The 19,519-nt window shown below is 69.5% G+C and carries 14 protein-coding genes; 1 reads left to right on the top strand and 13 read right to left on the bottom strand.

Features of this window, described 5'->3' with window-relative positions; genetic code table 11:
- The 10 genes from AC1DSZ_RS05730 to AC1DSZ_RS05685 form a co-directional block, all read right to left on the bottom strand.
- Positions 1 to 1,095, bottom strand: a 1,095-nt coding sequence (locus tag AC1DSZ_RS05730) for a HAMP domain-containing protein (protein WP_476837403.1), incomplete at its 3' end; no start/stop codon positions are given.
- A 170-nt stretch (positions 1,096 to 1,265) separates the two neighbouring features.
- Positions 1,266 to 3,230, bottom strand: a complete 1,965-nt coding sequence (locus AC1DSZ_RS05725; protein WP_476837402.1) for a response regulator — start codon at positions 3,228 to 3,230, stop codon at positions 1,266 to 1,268.
- Positions 3,227 to 4,966: an ATP-binding protein gene (locus tag AC1DSZ_RS05720; RefSeq protein WP_476837401.1), complete on the bottom strand. Its 1,740-nt coding sequence runs from the start codon at positions 4,964 to 4,966 to the stop codon at positions 3,227 to 3,229. Before AC1DSZ_RS05720 ends, AC1DSZ_RS05725 begins: the two co-directional genes overlap by 4 nt.
- On the bottom strand, positions 4,966 to 6,003 hold the full coding sequence (gene cheB, locus AC1DSZ_RS05715) for a chemotaxis-specific protein-glutamate methyltransferase CheB (protein ID WP_476837430.1): 1,038 nt from the start codon (positions 6,001 to 6,003) through the stop codon (positions 4,966 to 4,968). The genes AC1DSZ_RS05720 and cheB overlap by 1 nt, the downstream gene beginning before the upstream one ends.
- Positions 6,004 to 6,032: 29 nt before the next feature.
- Positions 6,033 to 8,267 carry a hybrid sensor histidine kinase/response regulator gene (locus AC1DSZ_RS05710; RefSeq protein ID WP_476837400.1) on the bottom strand — a complete coding sequence of 745 codons (2,235 nt, stop codon included), beginning with the start codon at positions 8,265 to 8,267 and terminating at the stop codon, positions 6,033 to 6,035.
- A 10-nt stretch (positions 8,268 to 8,277) separates the two neighbouring features.
- The gene (locus AC1DSZ_RS05705; protein WP_476837399.1) at positions 8,278 to 9,951 is read right to left on the bottom strand and encodes a methyl-accepting chemotaxis protein; all 1,674 of its coding nucleotides are present in this window, start codon (positions 9,949 to 9,951) and stop codon (positions 8,278 to 8,280) included.
- A 5-nt stretch (positions 9,952 to 9,956) separates the two neighbouring features.
- The gene (locus AC1DSZ_RS05700; protein ID WP_476837398.1) at positions 9,957 to 10,529 is read right to left on the bottom strand and encodes a chemotaxis protein CheW; all 573 of its coding nucleotides are present in this window, start codon (positions 10,527 to 10,529) and stop codon (positions 9,957 to 9,959) included.
- On the bottom strand, positions 10,526 to 11,980 hold the full coding sequence (locus tag AC1DSZ_RS05695; RefSeq protein ID WP_476837397.1) for a CheR family methyltransferase: 1,455 nt from the start codon (positions 11,978 to 11,980) through the stop codon (positions 10,526 to 10,528). The genes AC1DSZ_RS05700 and AC1DSZ_RS05695 overlap by 4 nt, the downstream gene beginning before the upstream one ends.
- Positions 11,977 to 12,480 (bottom strand): chemotaxis protein CheW, encoded by a 504-nt coding sequence (locus tag AC1DSZ_RS05690; protein WP_476837429.1) that lies wholly within the window; start codon positions 12,478 to 12,480, stop codon positions 11,977 to 11,979. The genes AC1DSZ_RS05695 and AC1DSZ_RS05690 overlap by 4 nt, the downstream gene beginning before the upstream one ends.
- 87 nt (positions 12,481 to 12,567) lie before the next feature.
- Positions 12,568 to 13,653: an alpha/beta fold hydrolase gene (locus AC1DSZ_RS05685; protein WP_476837396.1), complete on the bottom strand. Its 1,086-nt coding sequence runs from the start codon at positions 13,651 to 13,653 to the stop codon at positions 12,568 to 12,570.
- Between the two features lie 257 nt (positions 13,654 to 13,910).
- Here AC1DSZ_RS05685 and AC1DSZ_RS05680 point away from each other — a divergent pair, with 257 nt between their 5' ends.
- The gene (locus tag AC1DSZ_RS05680; protein WP_476837428.1) at positions 13,911 to 14,573 is read left to right on the top strand and encodes a YEATS-associated helix-containing protein; all 663 of its coding nucleotides are present in this window, start codon (positions 13,911 to 13,913) and stop codon (positions 14,571 to 14,573) included.
- Between the two features lie 18 nt (positions 14,574 to 14,591).
- Here AC1DSZ_RS05680 and gyrB read toward each other — a convergent pair whose 3' ends face one another.
- The 3 genes from gyrB to dnaN all read right to left on the bottom strand — a co-directional run bounded on the left by gyrB (position 14,592) and on the right by dnaN (position 19,496).
- Positions 14,592 to 17,015: a DNA topoisomerase (ATP-hydrolyzing) subunit B gene (gyrB, locus tag AC1DSZ_RS05675; RefSeq protein WP_476837395.1), complete on the bottom strand. Its 2,424-nt coding sequence runs from the start codon at positions 17,013 to 17,015 to the stop codon at positions 14,592 to 14,594.
- 178 nt (positions 17,016 to 17,193) lie between these two features.
- Positions 17,194 to 18,381 carry a DNA replication/repair protein RecF gene (gene recF / locus AC1DSZ_RS05670; RefSeq protein ID WP_476837394.1) on the bottom strand — a complete coding sequence of 396 codons (1,188 nt, stop codon included), beginning with the start codon at positions 18,379 to 18,381 and terminating at the stop codon, positions 17,194 to 17,196.
- Positions 18,378 to 19,496: a DNA polymerase III subunit beta gene (gene dnaN / locus AC1DSZ_RS05665; RefSeq protein ID WP_476837393.1), complete on the bottom strand. Its 1,119-nt coding sequence runs from the start codon at positions 19,494 to 19,496 to the stop codon at positions 18,378 to 18,380. The genes recF and dnaN overlap by 4 nt, the downstream gene beginning before the upstream one ends.
- Positions 19,497 to 19,519 lie beyond the last annotated feature (23 nt).

Raw genomic sequence — 19,519 nt, 5'->3', positions numbered from 1 at the left:
GTCGTTGATCGCCGACTTCAGGTCGGCGAAACGGCCCCGGTAGGCTGTCGCGACCGTCTGGGTCAGGTCGCCCTGCGCGATTCTGTCGAGCACGCTGGCGAACTCCGTCGTGGCGCTGTCCACCACGGCGTTGATCTCGTTGATGCCCTGCACGAGCTTGCGCATCTCGGGATCGGCGGTCTCGATTTCGAGCCGGGCCGAGAAGTCGCCCGCCGCCGCGGCCGCGACGACCTGGCCGACATCGTTCACCACCGCCACCATGGACTCGGCCCGCGCGGCCCGCTCCGCCGCGGCGGCCCGCTCCTGGGCCTCCAATTCGCGCATGCGCAGGCCGTTGTCCTTGAACACCTGCAGGGCGGACGCCATCGCGCCGATCTCGTCGCGGCGCTCCAGATAGGGCACCGCGACTGAGAGGTCGCCCTGCGCCAGTTGGCCCATCGCGTCGGTGGTGCGCCGCAGCGGCGCCGACAGCCTGCGCAACACGAAGAGCAACCCGCCCGCCAGCACGAGGAAGTTCAAGCCCGCGAACGCCATCATGGTCCACCAGACCTGGCTGTAATTCGCGCGGCTATTCGCGTGGGCGTCCTCGGCTCCCTTGTCGTTCGCCGCCGCGATCACCTGGAGGTCGCCCTCCATGGCTTCGAGCAGCTTGTCGATCTCGTTGCGGACTTCCAGGGCCTTCTCCTTCTGGCCTTCCTTGGCCAGACCGAGATGAGTGCGGTTGAGAGCGAGGAAACGCGCCCAACGCTCAGCGAAGCTCGCATAGGCCTGCCGCTCCGCTTCGGTGCTGATCCCCGCCTCATAGGCGCGGCGGCTCTTTTCGACCTTGGCGAGGGAGTCCTCGACCTTGCGCTCCAGCGCGGGCTGCAGCTCCGCTTTGCTGTTCACGTGGTTGGCCAGGTAGACGCGGCTGCGATACATGCCGATCGCAACGTCATCCGAGTTGCTGATGCTCGGGAGCCACGTCCCGGCGATCTGCTCGATGTCGCCGGAAAGCGACGACGCGCCCCGGATCGCAAGGAAGCTTCCCACGCAGGCGGTGAGGCCGATCACGGCGAAGAGGCTCAGCAGGGCCCCGCGAATCGATAAGTGCATGGTTCGTCCAGGTTTGCGGCTGTTGCGCCGTATGCGCGCGTCGATGCAACCCTGGATAGCAAACCGCCGGTTTAAATTTACTTTAAGCAGCTGGATCGGCTCACAAACGTCCAACTCGCGCGTGACTAGTCCTTATGGTCTATTCGGTCACAAGAAGCATCGTCCCGACATTACTTCAAAAGACGAGATACGACCTTACCTAAATCATCGATCTGGAACGGCTTGTGAATAACGGTCGCCTGCGTATCCGCGCCCGAAAAGTCCGCATAGCCGGTGATCAGCAACACCGGAACAGCGGGGTGACGTTGCTTGATGGCGGCGGCCAGCTCCAGCCCGTTCATCTCCGGCATGGCCACGTCGGCAATCACCAGGTTCGGCTTCGAGTTGCGCTCCAGCGCGTCGAGCGCCTCCGCGGCTGATCGGGCCTCCTCGACCGCGTAGCCGAGCTCCTGCAGCGACTGGGCCGTCACGGACCGGACGTCGCGGTCGTCATCCACGAGCAGAATACGCGCCCCGGCGCGGCTCGTTGACGCCACGTCAGCTTCGTCGGCCGCGCTCGCGAGCGCGGGATCCTGGCTGCGCGGCAGATAAAGCTTCATCGAAGTCCCGCGGCCGGGCGCGGTCTCGACGTCCACGGCCCCGCCGGATTGCTGAACCAGCCCATACACCATCGAGAGCCCGAGGCCGGTGCCTTTGCCAACTTCCTTGGTGGTGAAGAACGGCTCGAAGATACGCGCCACGACATCGGGCGGAATGCCCGAGCCGGTGTCGCGCACGGTGAGCAGCGCATAGTCGCCCGGCGCGAGGTTGAGCGTGTTCGGATCACCGATCGAGACGTTCTCGGTCGTGAGCGTGAGCGCGCCGCCTTCCGGCATGGCGTCCCGGGCGTTGATGCAGAGGTTCAGGATAGCGAGTTCCAGCTGCGCCGGGTCGATCAGCACCGGCCACAGGTCGGGCGCGCAGCTCTTGCTGATCTGCACCATCCCGCCGAGCGTCCGCGACAGCAACTCGTCCATCTCGGACAGGATGGCGTTCGGATCCACCACGCGCGGCTCCAGCTCGCGCTGCCGGCTGAAGCTCAGCAACCGGTGCGTCAGGCTGGCTCCTCGCCGCGCCGCGTAGGCGGCGTTTTCCAGAAGCCGGGTCACGCGCGGATTGTTCTCGATCCGGCGCGCCGCCAGGTCGATGCTGCCCAGCACCGCGGTGAGCAGGTTGTTGAAGTCATGCGCGACGCCGCCCGCCAGCGTGCCGAGCGCCTGCATCTTCTCGGCCTGCCGCAAGCGTGCGTCGAGCCGCCGCTGCTCGGTGATGTCGCGCTCGATGATGGCGAGCGATTCCAGCTGCCCGCCATGCCCGAACACCGGCGTGCGGGTCACCATGCGCCAGCGCGGGCCGTCCTCGCCCGCCCATTCCTCCACGGTCTCGACCGGAGCGCCGGCTTCCACGGCCTCGCGCTCGCTGCGCGCGATCGCTTCGGCGCGCTCGCCCGGCACGAAATCGCTCTCCTCGCGGCCGAGGCACGCGACGACGTCCGCGCCCAGCAGGGCGGCCTTGCGCGCGTTCATGCGGATGAAGCGCCCGTCCGCGTCCTTGAACGCGATCGCGTCCGCCACATTGTCCAGCAGGCCGCTGAACAGGGCGCGCTCCGATTGCAGCTCCATCTTGAGCCGCCGGCGGTCCAGCGCAGACGCCACCATGCCGCGCAGCGCGTTGGCGTCCCAGGGCTTCGGCGCGTAGCCGGTGATGCCGCCCTCGTTCAGGGCGCCGACCACGGCCGGCAGGTCCGCGTAGCCGGTCAGCAGAATTGCCTCCGCGTCCGAGAACTTGCGCGCCTCGGACAGGAACACGTGCCCCATCATGCCGGGCATGCGCTCGTCCGAGACGATCACCATGACGTCCGGCCGGTCCCGCAAAATCGCGAGAGCGTCCGCGGGCGCGGGCGCGGTGAGCACGTCGTAGTCGTCGCCGAACAGGTCCTCGAGCGCGATCAGGATGTCGGGCTCGTCGTCCACCACCAGAATGGGACCGCGCGGGCCGCTCTTGCCCGCAAGCTGATGCAACTCGACCGGACCCTTGGGGAGAATGTTAGCGCCCGGCGGGCTCATCGTGGGGGGACTGCTGCTGGGGGGATTCATGGGCGGTTCCGCCTTGGGATCGTGATGGTGAACCGCGCCCCGCCGTCCGGTCCCGAGCCGACGGCGAGGCTTCCCTGATGCGCCTGCACGACGCTGAACGCGATCGCGAGGCCGAGACCGGTGCCGGCCCCAACGGGTTTGGTGGTGAAGAACGGTTCGAAAATGCGCTCGCGCAAAGCGTCCGGCACGCCGGGTCCGCTGTCGGTGATTTCGATCGTGTAGGTTTCCGCGCTGCTCGCCGTGCGCACCACGATGCGCCCTTCGCCCCCCATCGCATCGGCGGCGTTGCCGACGATGTTCATCACCACCTGGTTCAACAGCGCCGACGAGCAGAACAGCTCGCGGTCTCCCTCGTACTGCCGCACCACCTCTATGCCCGTCGAGAGCTTGTGCGACAGCAGCGCCAGCACGGTTTCGATGGAGGCCGGCACGTCCACGGTCTGGAACTCGCCCTCGTCCAGCCGCGAGAACTTGCGCAGGTTGAGCACGATCTCCTCGATCCGCTTCAGGCCGACCCGCATGGACCCGACGCGCTGCATTGCCTTGCCGAGCGATTGGGCTCCGGGCGCATCCGGCCCCATGCCGTCAATCGTCTTGCCGAGGAGACGCTCCACCGTGGACTGGTGAGCCAGGATGAACGCGAGCGGATTGTTGATCTCGTGCGCGATCCCGGCGACGAGCTCGCCCAGCGACGCCATCTTGGCCGACTGGACGAGCTTGGCCTGGGCGTCGCGCAACTGCACGTTGGCGGCTTCGAGCTCGGCGTTGGCGCGCGCCAGCGCTTCGGCCAACGACGCGCGCGCCTCGGCGGCCAGCGCTTCCGCGCGCGCCCGCTGCAGGTCGGTCTGTTGCTCGCGCCACTCGCGCTCAATCCGGCGGTTCTCGTCGCGCACCAGCTTGCGCCGCACCAGCGCGCGGATACGCACGATCAGCACGTCCGGTTCGGCGTCGAGCGGCACGACCTCGTCGGCGCCGGCAGCGAACACCTCCGCCAGCCGGTCTCGTTCGGCGTTTGGCGCGTGGTCGATCGCCACGATCGGGAAACTCGCGCCTTCGCCCGAGCTGGCGTCCTCGACCCGCAGGGCGTCGAAGCTGCGGCACAGCGCCAGATCGCCGTCCGTGCCGTCGAGAAGCCCCAGGATCACGCCGTCGAACTCGATCCGCCGGAACAGCGTCGCCGGGCTTTCGGCGGCCGCCGTGGTCTCCACCGCGTAGCCTTCCGAAGTGAGAAGTTCCTGCAGGAAGCGCAGCCTCGCGCCGGTCGGGTCCACGACGAGGAGCCGCGGCCGGCGATACGAACCCGCCTCGCCCGCCGCGCCGGTGCGATCCGTTGCGCTCGGCGTCTGGCCGCTTTCGGAGCGGCGGAGCAGCGCCTTGATGCGCAGCCCCATAATGTCGCCGGGCGTGGACTTCGGCACATACGCGTCCGCGCCGCTCTCCAGGCCTTTCTGCTCGATGCCGTGCTCGCTCGCCTCGGTGAGCATCAGCACCGGCACGGTCCGGGTGCGGACGTTCAACCTGATCTGGCGCGCCAGCCCGTCGCCGTTCATGCCCGGCAGGTGGTAATCGGCGATCACCAGGTCGGGCAGCGGCCCGTTCAGGCGCTCCAGCGCGTCCTCGGCGCTCGCAACCCAATCAACTCCATAGCCCTGGCCTTCCAGCGCATGGCTGAACTGGAGCGCCTGGGTGCGCGAGTCCTCGACGAGGAGAATGCGGCTCTGCGGCTGGTTCGGCATCACGCGGTTCTCTCGACGAGCCGCAGCAGCCGCGGCCCGATCATGTCCAGCGGCAGGCTCAGGCGCGAGCCGCCAAGCCGGACGGCTGCGGCCGGCATGCCGTAGACCACGGCCGTGCTCTCGTCCTCGGTGATCGTGAAGCCGCCTGCCTTGCGCAACTCCAGGAGCCCGCGGGCGCCGTCCTCCCCCATGCCGGTCATCAGGATGCCGATGGCGTTTGCGCCCGCGCTTTCGGCCAGTGACTGAAACAGCGCGTTGGCGGACGGGCGCTGCCCGCCGATCGGCGGCGTATCGCCGATCTGCAGAAGCCCGTCGCGCCCGACCATGAGGTGGCGATCCCCGGGCGCCACGTACACGTTGCCCGCTTCAGGCGTCGCGCCATGACGGGCGATCGATACGGACAACGGCGTCACGCCATCCAGCCAGGACGCGAAGCCCGGCATGAAGGCCGCGCCCATGTGCTGCACGAGCACGATCGGAAGTGGAAATGTCTTGGGGAGGCCGCCCAGCACCCGGGCGAGCGCGGGCGGGCCCCCGGTCGAGGCCGCCATCGACACAATGGTGGGGCGAGCCGGCGCCAGGAAGTCCTCGCGAAATGACTGCATCGGCCGCGCCGGCGCGCGTTCCTCCGGCAGCCGACGCCGGATCACCGGCACTTGGCTCATGATGAAGAGCTGCGTGCAGATCGACTGCGCCTCGGCCTCGTAGCCGGCGCTCGAAAGCCCCACGGGCTTCTCGACCACCGACAGCGCGCCCGCCCGCAAGGCGTTCATCGAGATCCGCAGCGCCGCGTCCTCGACGCTCGCCGCGATCACGACGATCGGGGTGGGGCGCTCGCTCATGATGCGGCGCGTGGCCTCCAGCCCGTCCATGCCGGGCAAGCGGATGTCCATCGAGATCACGTCCGGCTGCACACGGCCGATCTCCCGCAGTGCGTCCTCGGCGGTCCCGACGGCGGCTGCGAGCTCCAGCCGGGGGTCGCGCGAGATGATGTGCGCCAGCAACTGCCGCACCACGGCCGAGTCCTCGACGATCATCACCCGCACGGGCAGCTTGGCGGTTCCGATCACAGCAATTGTCCGATCGTAGCCAGGAGCTCGCGCTGGTCGAAGTTCTGCTTGGAGATATAGGCCCGGGCGCCGAGGTCCAGCCCGCGCCTGACGTCCTCCGGCGCGGCGCGCGAGGTCATCAGGATCACCGGGATGGCTGAAAGCCCGGGATCAGTCCGGATCGCCTGCAGCAGCCCGAACCCGTCCATGCGCGGCATCTCGACATCCGCGATGACGAGGTCGACCAGCGCCTCGCCCGAGCGCAGGCGCGAGAGGGCGTCGAGCCCGTCTACGCTGAGCAGCACCGCGTAGCCCTGCGCCTCCAGGATGCTCTTCTCCAGCGTGCGCGTTGTGATGGAATCGTCCACAACCAGGATCGTGACCTGCCTGCGCGCGCCGGCCGGCGTCCAGTCCGGCAGGCCGAAGCGCCCGCCCGACGCGCTCGCGTGCTCGCCAAGCCAGCGGTCCATCAGGGCCTCGGGATTGAGCGTGAGAGCCGGGCGGTCGCCGTCGAGCAGCACCGTGCCGGACGCAAGGGCGTCGTCGCGCGCCAGCGCGGGCGCAGGCCCGACCAGCACCGTCTGCACGTCCAGGAACGCATCCACCGCCACCGCACACCGCCTCTCGCCCCTGCGCAGGAGCATGGCCTTCACATGGCCCGCCTCCACGGGAAGCTGCGCCTCGCCCCCCTCCGCCAAGCCCGCGAGAGGGATGATCGGTACGGTAATGTCGCGGGCGCCCATCCGGATCCGCGCCGCCGGTCGACCTTCCACACTTTCGAGCGCCGCCAGCGGCAGGCGCAGCAATCGCTCGATCGCGTGGGTCGGAACGCCATATTCCCGCGCCCCGGCCCGCGCCATCAGAAGCGTCTGCCGAGTCGCCAGCAGCGGCGCCGAGATGATCGCAAGGGCGCCCCATGGTTGCGCCGGCCTCAGCAACACGTCCCCGTGCAGCGCCCGGGCCGCCTCGGCGACCACCGACAGCCCCATTCCCCGCCCCGATAGACGGTCGACTTGGGCCGCTGTGGAAAACTGCGGCTCGAACACGAGCCCGAGCAGCTGGTCGGCGGGCGGAGCCGGCGCATAGGGCGGGCGCGCGGGCAGAAGCCCGCGCTCGATCGCGACGGCCTCGATGCGGGCGAGATCGGGCCCACGCCCGTCGTCCTGCACGCTCACATGCAGCCGCCCGCCCTGCGAGCGGAAAGACAGCGACACGGTCAGGTGCGCGGGCTTGCCGGCCCGGGCCCGAGCCTCCGGCTCCTCCGCGCCATGGCTGAGCGCGTTGCGCAGCAGGTGCATCACCGGGTCCTTCAGAGCCTGAAGGACCCGCCGGTCGGCCTGGATGTCCAGCCCCGACACCAGCACCTCGACGTCCCGGCCTTCGCCCCGGGCGAGGTCGCGGGCCATCCGACCAAAGCCGCCGAAAACGGTCTCGGCCGGGGTCAGCGAGAGCTGGTCGACGCGGTCGCGGACTCGGCGGGCCTGTTCGTCCACCGACTGGGTGGCCGCCGTCTGCCTCCGCACGAGCGCGCCCACATTGCGCGACAGCGCCTCGACGCGGCGCTTCGCCTCGGCGGATTTCGCGCCCCGTGCGGACGCCGCGCCCATCAGGCGGGCGACGGAGGTCAGCTCCGCCTGAAGCGCGCGCAACTCGCCGAGGAGATCCGCGCCCGCCCGCAGCCGGTCCGACAGCCGGTGCATATCCTCCGACAGGCTGTCCACCTGGTCAGCCCCGACGCGCAGGAACTCCGCCTGGGGCTGGGGCGTGGCCAGGGAGCCTTGCGGCGCCGCGTCCTGCAGGGCGGGTTCTCCGGCCGCCGCCGCGACGACCGCGACCTGGTCCTGAGGCGCGGCCGCCGCCTCGTCGGCGGCTTCTGTCCCGTTCAGCAAGTCTTCCAGCGCCTCGATGGCTGCCTGCGGATGCCGGGGCGCGCCGCCGGACGCGATGTCCGCCGCGTAGGCCTCCACGGCGTCGAGGCCGAGCTCGATCACGCGCGCGCCGGCTCGGTCCGCCACCAGCGTGCCGTCCAGCATGCGGGTGAACACGGCTTCCAGGCGGTGCGCCAGTTCCTCGATGGCGGGGAGGTCCACGGCCCGCGCCGCGCCCTTTAGGCTGTGCGCCCGCCGGAACGCGTCCTTCATGTCGCCGCCCTGGCCGTGCTCCACCAACGCCAGCTCGCGCCGGATCGCCGCCAGATGCTCGCGATGCTCGGCGTCGAAGGCTTCCAGGAGCTGGGCGCGGATGTCCTGCACGATCGGCGGCTCAGAACCGGTAGCGTTCGGCCAGCCCCAGCAGCTGCTGGGAGAGGCCGCTGAGGTTGCCGGCGGCCGAATCGAGCTGGCGCGTGCTGGCGGCGGTTTGCTGGCTGGCCTGTCGGATGTTCTGCAGGGCGCCCATCACCTGCTCGATGCCGAGCTGCTGCTGGTTGGTGGACGCGACGATCTGCTGGAACGTCTGCACGCTCTCCTGAACGCGGGCGGTGATTTCCTCAATGGTGCGCTGGGTGGTGTCGGTGCGGTCCTTGCCGGCCGCGACCCGCTTCACGGCTTCCTCGGTGAGCATCACGGAGGCGTTGATGCCCCGCTGGATCTCGCCCAGGATCGAGCGCACCTGCGCGGTGGCGTCCTTGGCCTGGTCGGCCAGGATCTTCATCTCGGCCGCAACCACGGCGAAGCGCTGGCCGGTCTCCCCCGCGCCCGCCGCCTCGATGGCGGCGTTCAGCGCCAGCAGGTGCGAGCGCTCCGAGATGTCGTTCACCGTCGTGGTGATGTCCTCGATCGCGAGCGTCTTCTCGCTGAGCGCCACGATGTTCTCGGCCACCGCCTCGGCCTGGTCGCGGATGGCGTCCATGGCGCGCGCCGTTTCGTCCACGGCCGCGAGGCCCGCCGTGCTGGTTTGCGCGGTGGCCTGCGCGGACGCGATCACCTCCTGGGCCCGCTTGCCGATCTGCGCGCCCGCATGCGTGATCTCGTCCACGGTGGCGGCGGTTTCCTGCACGGCCGCGAGCTGTTCCTCGACGCTGGCGGCCTGCTCCTGCGTGGACGCCCGGATCTCGGCCGCGGCCGCGTTCAGGTTCTCGGTCGCCTCGCGGCTCTGCTTGGCGAGCTGGCGCAGCCCTTCCACCATCTGGTTCAGCGTGGCGCCCAGGTGAGCGATTTCGGAAGGCCCGTCCGTCGCCGTGCGGCCGCCGAGGTCGCCCTGCCCGACGCGCTCCACAAAGGCCATGAAGGCGTGCAGCGGCTGCGTGATCGAGCGGCGAATGCCGAGCGCGATCAGGATCCCGAGCAGCGCCGCGACGCCGAGCGCGATGATCACCGAAACGCGGCTTTCCTCGTAGACGCTGTTGACGCGCTTTTGTCCGGCCAGAATGGCCGCGTTCATCACGTCCGTGGAGGCCGCGATCTGCCGCATGAAGGCGTTGTGGCTCGCATCCACGGGTTGGGTCGAGGCCACCACGCCCGCAACGTCGTTTGCCTGCGCGGCCGCGATCTGGCGCTCGCTGAGGTTGTGGAGCTGGCGCAGCTCCGTCATGGCGTCGCTCAGCAGCACGGCGATCTGCCGCCAGGCCTCGGCGCGCTCCTGGCTCACCGCGCCGTCGCGGAGTTTTTCGGCGGTGGTGATGGTTTGCGCCAGCGCGGCCTCGCCCGCCATGGCGTCGCGACGCCAGAGCGGCGCGGGATCCTCGCCCTGCCCTTCGCGCCCGAGAGCCCGCATCATGGTCCGCGTGATCACCGTCATGCGGAAGTTTCTGGCGCGGTTCTGGAAGTCCTGCACGGCCGAGAGCTGCCGCAGCATCGTGATGTTGCGGCTCACGATGGCCTCGTTGGTGTCCTTCACCTCCGCGACCTGGCTCAGCGCGTAGACGCCGAGCGCCACCATGAGGGCGAGAACGGCCGCAAAGCCGAGAAGGACGCGATTGGCGATCGATATGGACACGGGATTCAAACTCCAGACGCCAGGTTGGGTGCAAACGGGCGCAACACCCGGTCGAGATCGAGAAGGGCCACCAGCATCGGCCCGGCCGCGCCCGCCATCGGGGCGTAGCCGGCCGCGAAAGCCGAGCCGTCGTCGGTCGCCAGCCCGCTGGCGGTTTCGTCCGCCTTCAGGGTCGTGACCGCGATGGCGTCGTCGACCCGAAGCGCGATGCGGGGCTCGCCGCCTTTCAGCAGAACGAAGCAGCCCGGGCTCGCTTCGTCCCGCGGCGGAAGCCCCAGAAGCGCCGCGAGGTCCAGGGCCGAGATCGTCCGGCCTTCATGCGCGAAAAGGCCGATCGCCGCGCCGCCAGCCTGGGCGGCCGGCGTGCAGGGGCGCCATGCCAGCACGGCCGCGACCGCCGGCAGCCGCAATCCATAGCGGTTGCGCCCGATCGCGCAGACAAGGAACGGCTCGCCCGAAGCGGCCGGGTCGCGCGGGGCGAGCGACCGCGCCCGGCGGGCGAGTTCGCGTGTCCGTTCGGCAAGAATGCGCTCGCGCTGCTCGGGCGGTGGAAGAGACTGCTGGTCGCGATCCGTCATCGCGCCGCCGCCAAGGGTTGTAGCGTCGCGCGGGCGAGCCTTGCGAGCACGCCGGCCGTGAGGCCGTCGCCTTCCGCCAGCTCGCGCTCCGGCGGAAGGCCGGCGGCAAGCCTCGCGGCCGCCGTGAGGGCGCGACGCCCGGCTACGATCTCGCCGCAGGACGTGAGGAGCAGCCCGAGCTGGTAGTGCGCCATCACGAAGGCGCCGTCGAGATAGATGGCGCTGCGGAACGCGCGCTCGGCTTCGGCGGAGCGGCGTCCCGCCTGGTCCAGGAGGCCCTGGTAGTAGAACAGCACCGGATCGGTGGGAGCGGCCTTGAGCCCGGCCCGAACGAGCCGAAGCGCGCCTTCCACGTCGCCTTCGTCCGCCTTGGCGCGAAGCGCGGCGACGAGATCGGTTCCGGCAGGATGATGCTGGTCGCCCCCGTCGATAGACGCGGGAGCCGCCGGGGCCGGAGTCGCGCGCCGGGCGCTGGGCCGCTCCGCTCCGGGCCGGACGTCTGCTCGGGAGGGTCGGGGCGCCGAAAACGGGACCGCAGGCGGCTCGGTGGCGGCGGCTTGCGGGGCGGCTGCCTCACCTTGCTCCGACCGGAGCCGATACGCGATGGCGCCCGGCAACTCCACGAGCGCGAGCGACTGGGTGAAATCCGGGTGGCTTTCCGCATGGCCGATCAGCATCCAGCCCTCGGCGCCGAGGCAGTCGCCGAGGGCGTGCACGATCCGCGTCACCGCGTCCGTGTGGAAATAGATCAGCACGTTCCGGCACAGGATGAGGTCGAAGCCGGTGAACTGGAGCGGCGACGTGCCGTCCAGCAGGCTCATGAGGTTGTGGCGCTCGAAATGCGCCAGGCCGCGATAAGCCGGCCGCACTGTCCAGGGGCCGTCCGGTCCCGGCGCGGTGAACCAGCGCTCCCGGTCGGCCGGGTTCATGGAGCGCAGCGCCCATTTGCCATAGACGCCGCGGCGCGCAGCCTCCAGGAAGCTCTCGTTGATGTCGGTCCCGACGATGCCGACCCGCCAGTCCGCGATCGCTTCGCCAAGCAGCTCGCGCAGCACGATCGCGACCGAATAGGCCTCGGCGCCGGTCGAGCAGCCCGCGCTCCAGATCCGGATCTGCCGGCTCTCGCGGTTCCGCGCGATGATGTCCGGAAGGATTGTCGAGCGCAGCGCCGCGAATTGTTCGACGAAGCGGAAGAAGAAGGTCTCGCCGATGGTGATCTCGGCCTCGAGGGCGTTCCACTCGGCCTCGCCGCCGCGGCCGGCGAGCCGCTCCACATAGGCGTCGATCGACCCCGCCCCGGTGGGCTTGAGCCGCTTGGCGACGCGCTCCCACAGAAGCGCGTCCTTGTCCTCGTAGTAGTAGTGCCCCGTGCGCGCGATCACGGCCTGCTTGAGCAGGCGGAATGACTGTTCTTCCCCGAATGGCGGCCCCGTCCTGGCGATGCGGCTCATGGGGCCGCGCTCCAGGCGTCCGCGCGTGCGGCTGCGCGACGCGTCCAGGCGTCCAGGGCGGCGCGCTCCTCCGCGAGCAGGAGGCGCTCCAGCGCCAGCACATGGGTGAGCTGGCCGTCCTGGCTGTGCTCGGCCTCCACGAGGCCGTTCAGCGTCTGGTCCGGCGGAACGGTCTTCAGCGCCTGTGGGTCGATGTCCAGCAGCCCCACGGCTCTGTCGACCAGCAGGCCGATGCGCCGCGCCGCGATGTCACGCCGCAGGCGGACGATGTGGCCATAGAACGGGTCGGCCCGGTCGCCGGCCTCCAGCCCGAGCAGCACGGCGAGCCGAACCACGGGCAGCACGCCGCCGCTCAGGTCGACAAAGCCGGCGAGGGGCGGGGGCGCCTCGGGAGGCCTCTGCAGATGGGGAACGGGCAGGATCTCGCGCACGGCCGACGCGCGTAGCGCGCAGCGTCGGCCGCTGATGTCGAGCGTGAGGTAAGTCTGCCGCGTTGGAATGCTCGCCCCCTAGCGGTCGGCCACGGATGGTGGACGACGAAGGTCGGGCGCTAACGCTCAAGCTGCAAGATGGTTCCCGTACACGCTTTACTGGAGGGATGCGGCTTTCTTGGCCGGCAACGACCGGATGAACTCCTCGAGCTGCGCCTTGTAGAACTTGGCGATGCCGGTGGTGCCGTGCCCGCGGGTCTCGACGCTGGCCGGGATGAGAACCAGCTTGGCGTTCGCGAGCCGCTTCAACTCACGATCCATGACGCCCGTCTCGGGCGGGTTGCGCTCATCGTCGGCCGAGTTGATGGCCAGCACCGCCGCCTTGATCTGCTCCAGCTTCGGCGCGGGGTTGTAGTCGCGCGAGGAGTCCCACTGGTACATGAAATCATTGGCGTCGGCCGTGAACGGCGCCGCGAGACGCTCGTCCAGCATCTTGTCCGCCTTCTCGCGCGTGCCGGCCTGGGCCTGGTAGGCCATGGAGCCGCCATTCGTGGCCGTGCTGTAGAAGACGTTGGCGACGCGCAGCATCTTGGGCTGTTCGGTGTAGTCGCCGTTCTTCCAGTCCGGATCCTTGCGCACGGCGTCGATGATCATCCGGCGCATCATCCAGTTGCGGCTCGCCATCTCGACGGGCTGCGACGCCATCGGGACGATCGCGTCCATCATGTCCGGATAATTCACGCCCCACACCCAGGCGTGCATCCCGCCCATGGAGTTGCCCAGGATGAGACGCAGGTGCTTGATGCCGAGCCCTTCGGTGACGAGCCGCTGCTGGGCCAGCACCATGTCGTCGTAGTTGTAGGACGGGAACTTCGCCCGGAGCCCATCGGAAGGCTTGGAGGACTTGCCCGCCCCGAGCGCGTCCGGGAGCACGATGAAATATTTCGTCGCGTCGAGCGGCTGGCCGGGGCCGAACAGCTCATCCGCGAATGCAGGCGTCAGCATGCTCAGCGCATTGCCGGCCGTGCCATGGAGGATCAGCACCGGCGGGTTCGCGGGATCGCCGATCGTCGTGTAGTGCAGCTTCACCTCCGGCAGCGTCTCGCCGGTGTGGAACTTGAAATCCTTGGCGACATAGTCGCCCTCCCGCGGGGCCGGGTAGTTGGCCGCGAAGGCCGCCTGCGCGATGGTCGATACGGCCAACGCGGCCGCGGCCCCCAGCACGATGCTCCGAAATCCCATGACGTCCTCCCTGCGGCTGGACGAGTCTCGGCTCGCCCTTGGCCAGGCCCGGAGCGTCCTCCACCCTCGCGCCCGGCGCAAGCGCCTCGCATCGGGCGCGCATCAACTAGGCGTGAGCCACGGCCGCGGCCGTGTCCGGCCGAAAGTGTGAGCTACTTCACATTCGCTCACCCGGCCAAACGCCAAGACTGTGGTCTCCTTCTTTGCGGGGGACCGCCATGCGGCGCCTTGTTTTATGGATTTTCGTCGTGTTTTTCATGAGCCTGGGTGACGCGTTCGCGTCCATGACGGCTGCCGAAGCCAGCCTGGAGGCGAGCCGCTTCACGCCGCTCGGCGTCGCCGTGCTGGTGATGTTCATCGCGGGCGGCATGGGCTCGGTCTGCCGCAACGTCCTGGAGCCGAGCTACTCGGCCGGAACGGTCGCGTCCGTGGTTCTGCCCGGGTTGGTGGCCGCCAGTTTCGTTCCACTGCTGCTCAGCATCGGCAAGAGCACGGTGTTGAGCGCCGTGCTCGCCCAGGGCGAGGGTTGGATGGAAAGCGCCTTCCTGCTGTTCGCCTTCTGCCTCGTGGCCGGCATGTCGGCCCGCAGCTTCATCGAGGAGATGCGGGACCAGTCCCCGATCGCCGGGCTGGAGCTGGAGGGCATCGCCGAATTGCTGTTCAAAGGCGCCCGGGATGGCTGGCGAAGCATGGTGAAGCGGCGCCAGGGATCGTCCGGGAAGATCGACGCCGGACCGGCGGGCCAGCCGGGTCCGACGCTGCCCGAGCGGGCGCCCGGCGCCATACCGGCTCCAAGGCCCGAGGCGGCCGCCCCGGGCCACTCGCTCGACGACCCGACCCTGCGCAGCCTGCTGGAGCGGCTGTCCGCGCAACTGCTGGAGCCAGCCCCGGCCGCCGGCCAGGGACTGCTGCAGTCATGAGCCGGGAGCCGGCGGGCGTCAGACGTCCAGGTTGGAGACGTTCAGCGCATTGGTCTGGATGAAGTCGCGGCGCGGCTCCACCACGTCGCCCATCAGCTTGGTGAAGATGTCGTCGGCGTCGGCGACCTCCTTCACGCGCACCTGCAGAAGCGAGCGGATGGACCGGTCGAGCGTGGTTTCCCAGAGCTGCTCCGGGTTCATCTCGCCGAGGCCCTTGTAGCGCTGCAGGGTCAGGCCCTTGCGGCCCACCGCCGTCATGGCCTCGAACAGCGCCACCGCACCGGCGACCTGCGTCTCGTCCGCCCGGCGCGTCAGCGTCGCGGGGGCCGGGAAGACGTCGCGCAGCGGCGCGGAGTGTTCCTCGAGCTTGCGTGCGTCGGCCGAGGCCAGGAGCTGCGCGTCCAGCACGGCCGTGTGCTTCACGCCCCGGATGGTCCGCTCCAGCACGTAGCCGCCCGCTTCGGCGCGGCCGGTCCAGCCACGCTCGATGTCGTCCGCGATCACGTCCAGCCGGCGCGCCATTTCGGCCACGTGCGCTTCCGCGACTGTTTCGTCGTCTATGGGGTGCAGCGCGCCCGCGAGCGCGGCCTGCTCCACCACGGAGCGATCATAGCGCGTATGCAGCCCGCCCAGCAGGTTGCGGACGATCCGCGCCTCCTCGACCAGCGCCTTCAGGTCGCGCCCGGTGCGCTCCTCGCCGCCGCTGGTGCGCAGCAGCGCGCCGTCGACGCCCTGCTCGATGAGGTAGTCCTCGAGCGCGCGCTCGTCCTTCAAGTATTGCTGCGACTTGCCGCGCGTCACTTTGTAGAGCGGCGGCTGCGCGATGTAGATGTGGCCGCGCTCGATCAGCTCCGGCATCTGCCGGAAGAAGAACGTCAGCAGCAGGGTGCGGATATGGGAGCCGTCCACGTCCGCGTCCGTCATGATGATGATCTTGTGGTAGCGCAGCTTGTCGGCGTTGAACTCTTCCTTGCCGATGCCGGTGCCCAGCGCGGTGATCAGCGTGCCGATTTCCTGGCTGGACAGCATCTTGTCGAAGCGGGCGCGCTCGACGTTCAGGATCTTGCCGCGCAGCGGCAGCACGGCCTGGAACTCGCGGTTGCGGCCCTGCTTGGCGGAGCCGCCGGCCGAGTCGCCCTCGACGATGAACAGTTCGGCCTTGGAGGGGTCGCGCTCCTGGCAGTCGGCGAGCTTGCCGGGCAGCGACGCGATGTCGAGCGCGCCCTTGCGGCGGGTGAGCTCGCGCGCCTTGCGGGCGGCCTCGCGCGCCGCGGCGGCTTCCACCACCTTGCCGACCACGGCCTTGGCCTCGGTCGGGTGCTCCTCGAACCACACCGAGATCGCCTCGTTGAGGCAGTTCTCGACCACGGGCCGCACCTCGGAGGAGACGAGCTTGTCCTTGGTCTGGGACGAGAATTTCGGGTCCGGCACCTTCACGGACAGAACCGCCGTCAGCCCCTCGCGGCAGTCGTCGCCGGTGAGGCTGACCTTTTCCTTCTTGGTCAGGCCCGAGCTGTCGCCATAGCCGGTCACCTGCCGGGTGAGCGCCGCCCGGAAGCCCGCCAGATGGGTGCCGCCGTCACGCTGCGGGATGTTGTTGGTGAAGCACAGCACGCTCTCGTGGTAGCTGTCGTTCCACCACAGCGCCGCTTCCACCGTGATGCCGTCCTTCTCGGCCTTCACCATCAGCGGCGAGCCGATGATGGGCGACTTGGCCCGGTCGAGATAGCGCACGAAGGCCTCGAGCCCGCCCTCGTACAGCAGCTCCTGCTGCTTCACTTCCGAGTGGCGCGCATCGGTGAGCAGGATGCGGACGCCCGAGTTCAGGAAGGCGAGCTCGCGCAGCCGGTGCTCCAGCGTGTCGTAGTCGAACTCGATCATCGTGAAAGTCTTGGGCGAGGGCAGGAAGGTCACTTCCGTGCCGCGCCGCTCGGACGGGCCGACGATGCGCAGCGGCGCATCCGCGTCGCCATGCGTGAAGCTCATCTCGTGTTCCTGGCCGCCGCGGAAGATCCGCAGCTTCAGGAACGTCGAGAGCGCGTTCACGACAGAGACGCCCACGCCATGCAGGCCGCCCGAGACCTTGTAGGAATTCTGGTCGAACTTACCGCCGGCGTGCAGCTGGGTCATGATGACCTCGGCCGCCGAGACGCCTTCCTCCGAGTGGATGTCGGTCGGGATGCCGCGGCCGTTGTCCGTCACCGTCACGGAGCCGTCCGGGTTCAGCGTCACGGTGACGATGTCGGCGTGGCCGGCCAGCGCCTCGTCGATGGCGTTGTCGACCACCTCGTACACCATGTGGTGCAGGCCCGAGCCGTCGTCGGTGTCGCCGATATACATGCCGGGGCGCTTGCGCACCGCATCCAGGCCCTTGAGAACCTTGATGGATTCTGCGCCGTAGGCGTTCTCGGCCTCGTCGCGGCGAGCTGCTTCTGCCGTCATGGAGTGTGTGTCATCCGAATGCGTTGATTCGCCTGCCGAATACTAGACCGGATGGGCTCTCGCCGCACGGTCCGAGGCAGGCGCATCGTCCCTGAACCACGACCCGAAGGGCCGGCCCGGCCACTGGGACCGGATCTGTTCATTTCCTTAGCCTATATGGGCCTGCGTGGGGGCTTTTTCATGGCCTGAACCCCAGGTTCTGCACCGCTCCGGGCGTCACCTCGAAGATCTCGCGGCCGGCGGGCAGGCCCGCGAAAGCGGCCGCGTCCGCGCCCGTCATCCAGACCTGCGCGCCGAGGCCCGCCAGCGTCTCGTAGAGCGCCACCCGCCGGCGCGGGTCCAGATGCGCTGCGATCTCGTCCAGCAGCACCAGCGGGACGATCCCCGTCATGGCGGCGACCAGCCGGGCATGCGCGATCACGAGGCCGATCAGCAGCGCCTTCTGCTCTCCCGTGGAGGCGCTCGCGGCCGCCACGTCCTTGGGGCCGTGCCGCACGACGAGGTCGGCGGCCTGCGGGCCGACCAGCGTCCGGCCTGCCGCCTTGTCGCGCAGGCGGCCTTCGCGCAGCCACTCCCGGTAGAGGTCCTCAACGTCCACGGCGGGGCGGCGGCCGAGCTCCACTTCCAGCGGGCCCTCCAGCGCCATTTCCGCCCATGGAAATGCCGAGGCGTCGTCCCGCGTGGCGGCGATCAGCGCCGAAAGCCGCTCCACGGTTTCGCGCCGCGCCGCCGATACCGCGACGGCGGTCTCCGCGACCTCGCGCTCCACGGCGTCGAGCCAGGCCTGGTCGAGGCGATCGTCCGCGAGCAGCCGGTTCCGTCCGCGCAAGGCCCGGTCGAGCGCGTTCACGCGCGCGCCGTGTTCGCTGTCCACCGCCAGCACGAGCCGGTCCAGGAAGCGCCGGCGGTCGCCGGCCGCGCCCGCGAAGAGCCCATCCGAGGCGGGCGTCAGCCACACCACCCGCACACGCTCGGCGAAGGCCGCGGCCGAGGAGACCGGTGCGCGGTCGATCCGGCAACGGCGCGCGAACGCGCCTTCGTCCGTGCGCTCGGTCCCGACGCCGAGCTGCGCAGCGCCCTCAGGGCCGTCGAGATGGATCGAAACCGCGAACCCGCCAGCCGCGCCCGTGCGGGTCATCTCGGTGAGGTCGGCCCGCCGCAGCCCGCGCCCGGGCGTGAACAGCGACAAGGCTTCCAGGAGGTTGGTCTTGCCCGCGCCGTTTTCGCCCGTCAGCGCGACAAGCTGGGCCCCGACATCGAGGTCCAGCGCCGGGTAGGAGCGGAAATCCGACAGGACCAGGCGGGTGACGCGTGGTCCCGCGAGCGGCTCAGGCGAGGCGTCGGGCGACGTCGTCGTTCCGCTCACACGCGCATCGGCATCAGGACGTAGAGCGCTGCCGCGCCCTCGCGATCCTGCACCAGCGTCGGCGAGCCCGGGTCGGCGAGCTTGAACAGGGCGGTGTCGCCCTCCAGCTGCGCCGTGATGTCGAGCAGGTACTTGGCGTTGAACCCGATATCCAGCGGTGTCGAATCGTAGTCGACCTCGATCTCCTCGACCGCCGAGCCGGAGTCCGGATTGGTCACAGACAGCGTCAACCGACGATCCGCGATCGCGAGCTTCACGGCCCTGCCGCGCTCGGACGAGATGGTGGAGACGCGATCCACCGCGGCCGCGAACTCGGCCTTGTCGACGATCAGGTCCTTGTCGTTGCCGGCCGGGATCACGCGCTGGTAGTCAGGGAAGGTGCCGTCGATCAGCTTCGAGGTGAGCACAACCGGCCCCATCGTGAGGCGGATCTTGGTCGGCGACAGCTCGATCTCGACGCCGTCGCCGGCCTCGTCCACGAGCTTGATAATCTCGGCGACGGCCTTGCGAGGCACGATCACGCCCGGCATTCCGGCAGCGCCCTCGGGCGCGCCGGTTTCGACGCGCGCGAGCCGGTGGCCGTCCGTCGCGACGGCGCGCAGCACCTGCTTGCCGCCGGATTCCAGCGTGTGCAGGTAGATGCCGTTGAGATAGTAGCGCGTCTCCTCGGTCGAGATCGCAAACTGGGTCTTCTCGATCAGGCGCTTGAGCTCGGCGGCCGGCACCTTGAAGCGGTAGGCCATTTCGCCGGCTGCAAGATCCGGGAAGTCGGTCTCGGGCAGAGCCTGCAGGTTGAAGCGCGAGCGGCCGGAGCGGATCGTCACCTGGCCGGTGTCGCCGGTGGTCTCCAGCGAGACCTGCGCGCCGTCGGGCAGCTTGCGGACGATGTCGAAGAGCACATAGGCGGGCGCTGTGATCGCGCCCGGCTGGCCGACATCGGCCGCCAGCGTCTCGGTGACCTCGAGGTCGAGGTCGGTCGCCTTCAGGCTGAGTTCGCCCGCGTCGGCCCGGATCAGCACATTCGACAGGATCGGAATCGTGGTGCGCCGCTCCACCACCCGGTGAACGTGGCCGAGCGATCTGAAGAGGGCCGCCCGTTCGACTGTGACCTTCATGGTCCGACCTTGCGCTTGCTCAT

It is taken from the genome of Alsobacter sp. P4_H11 (genome assembly GCF_056400925.1).
This window is presented reverse-complemented; position numbering and strand designations above follow the sequence as displayed.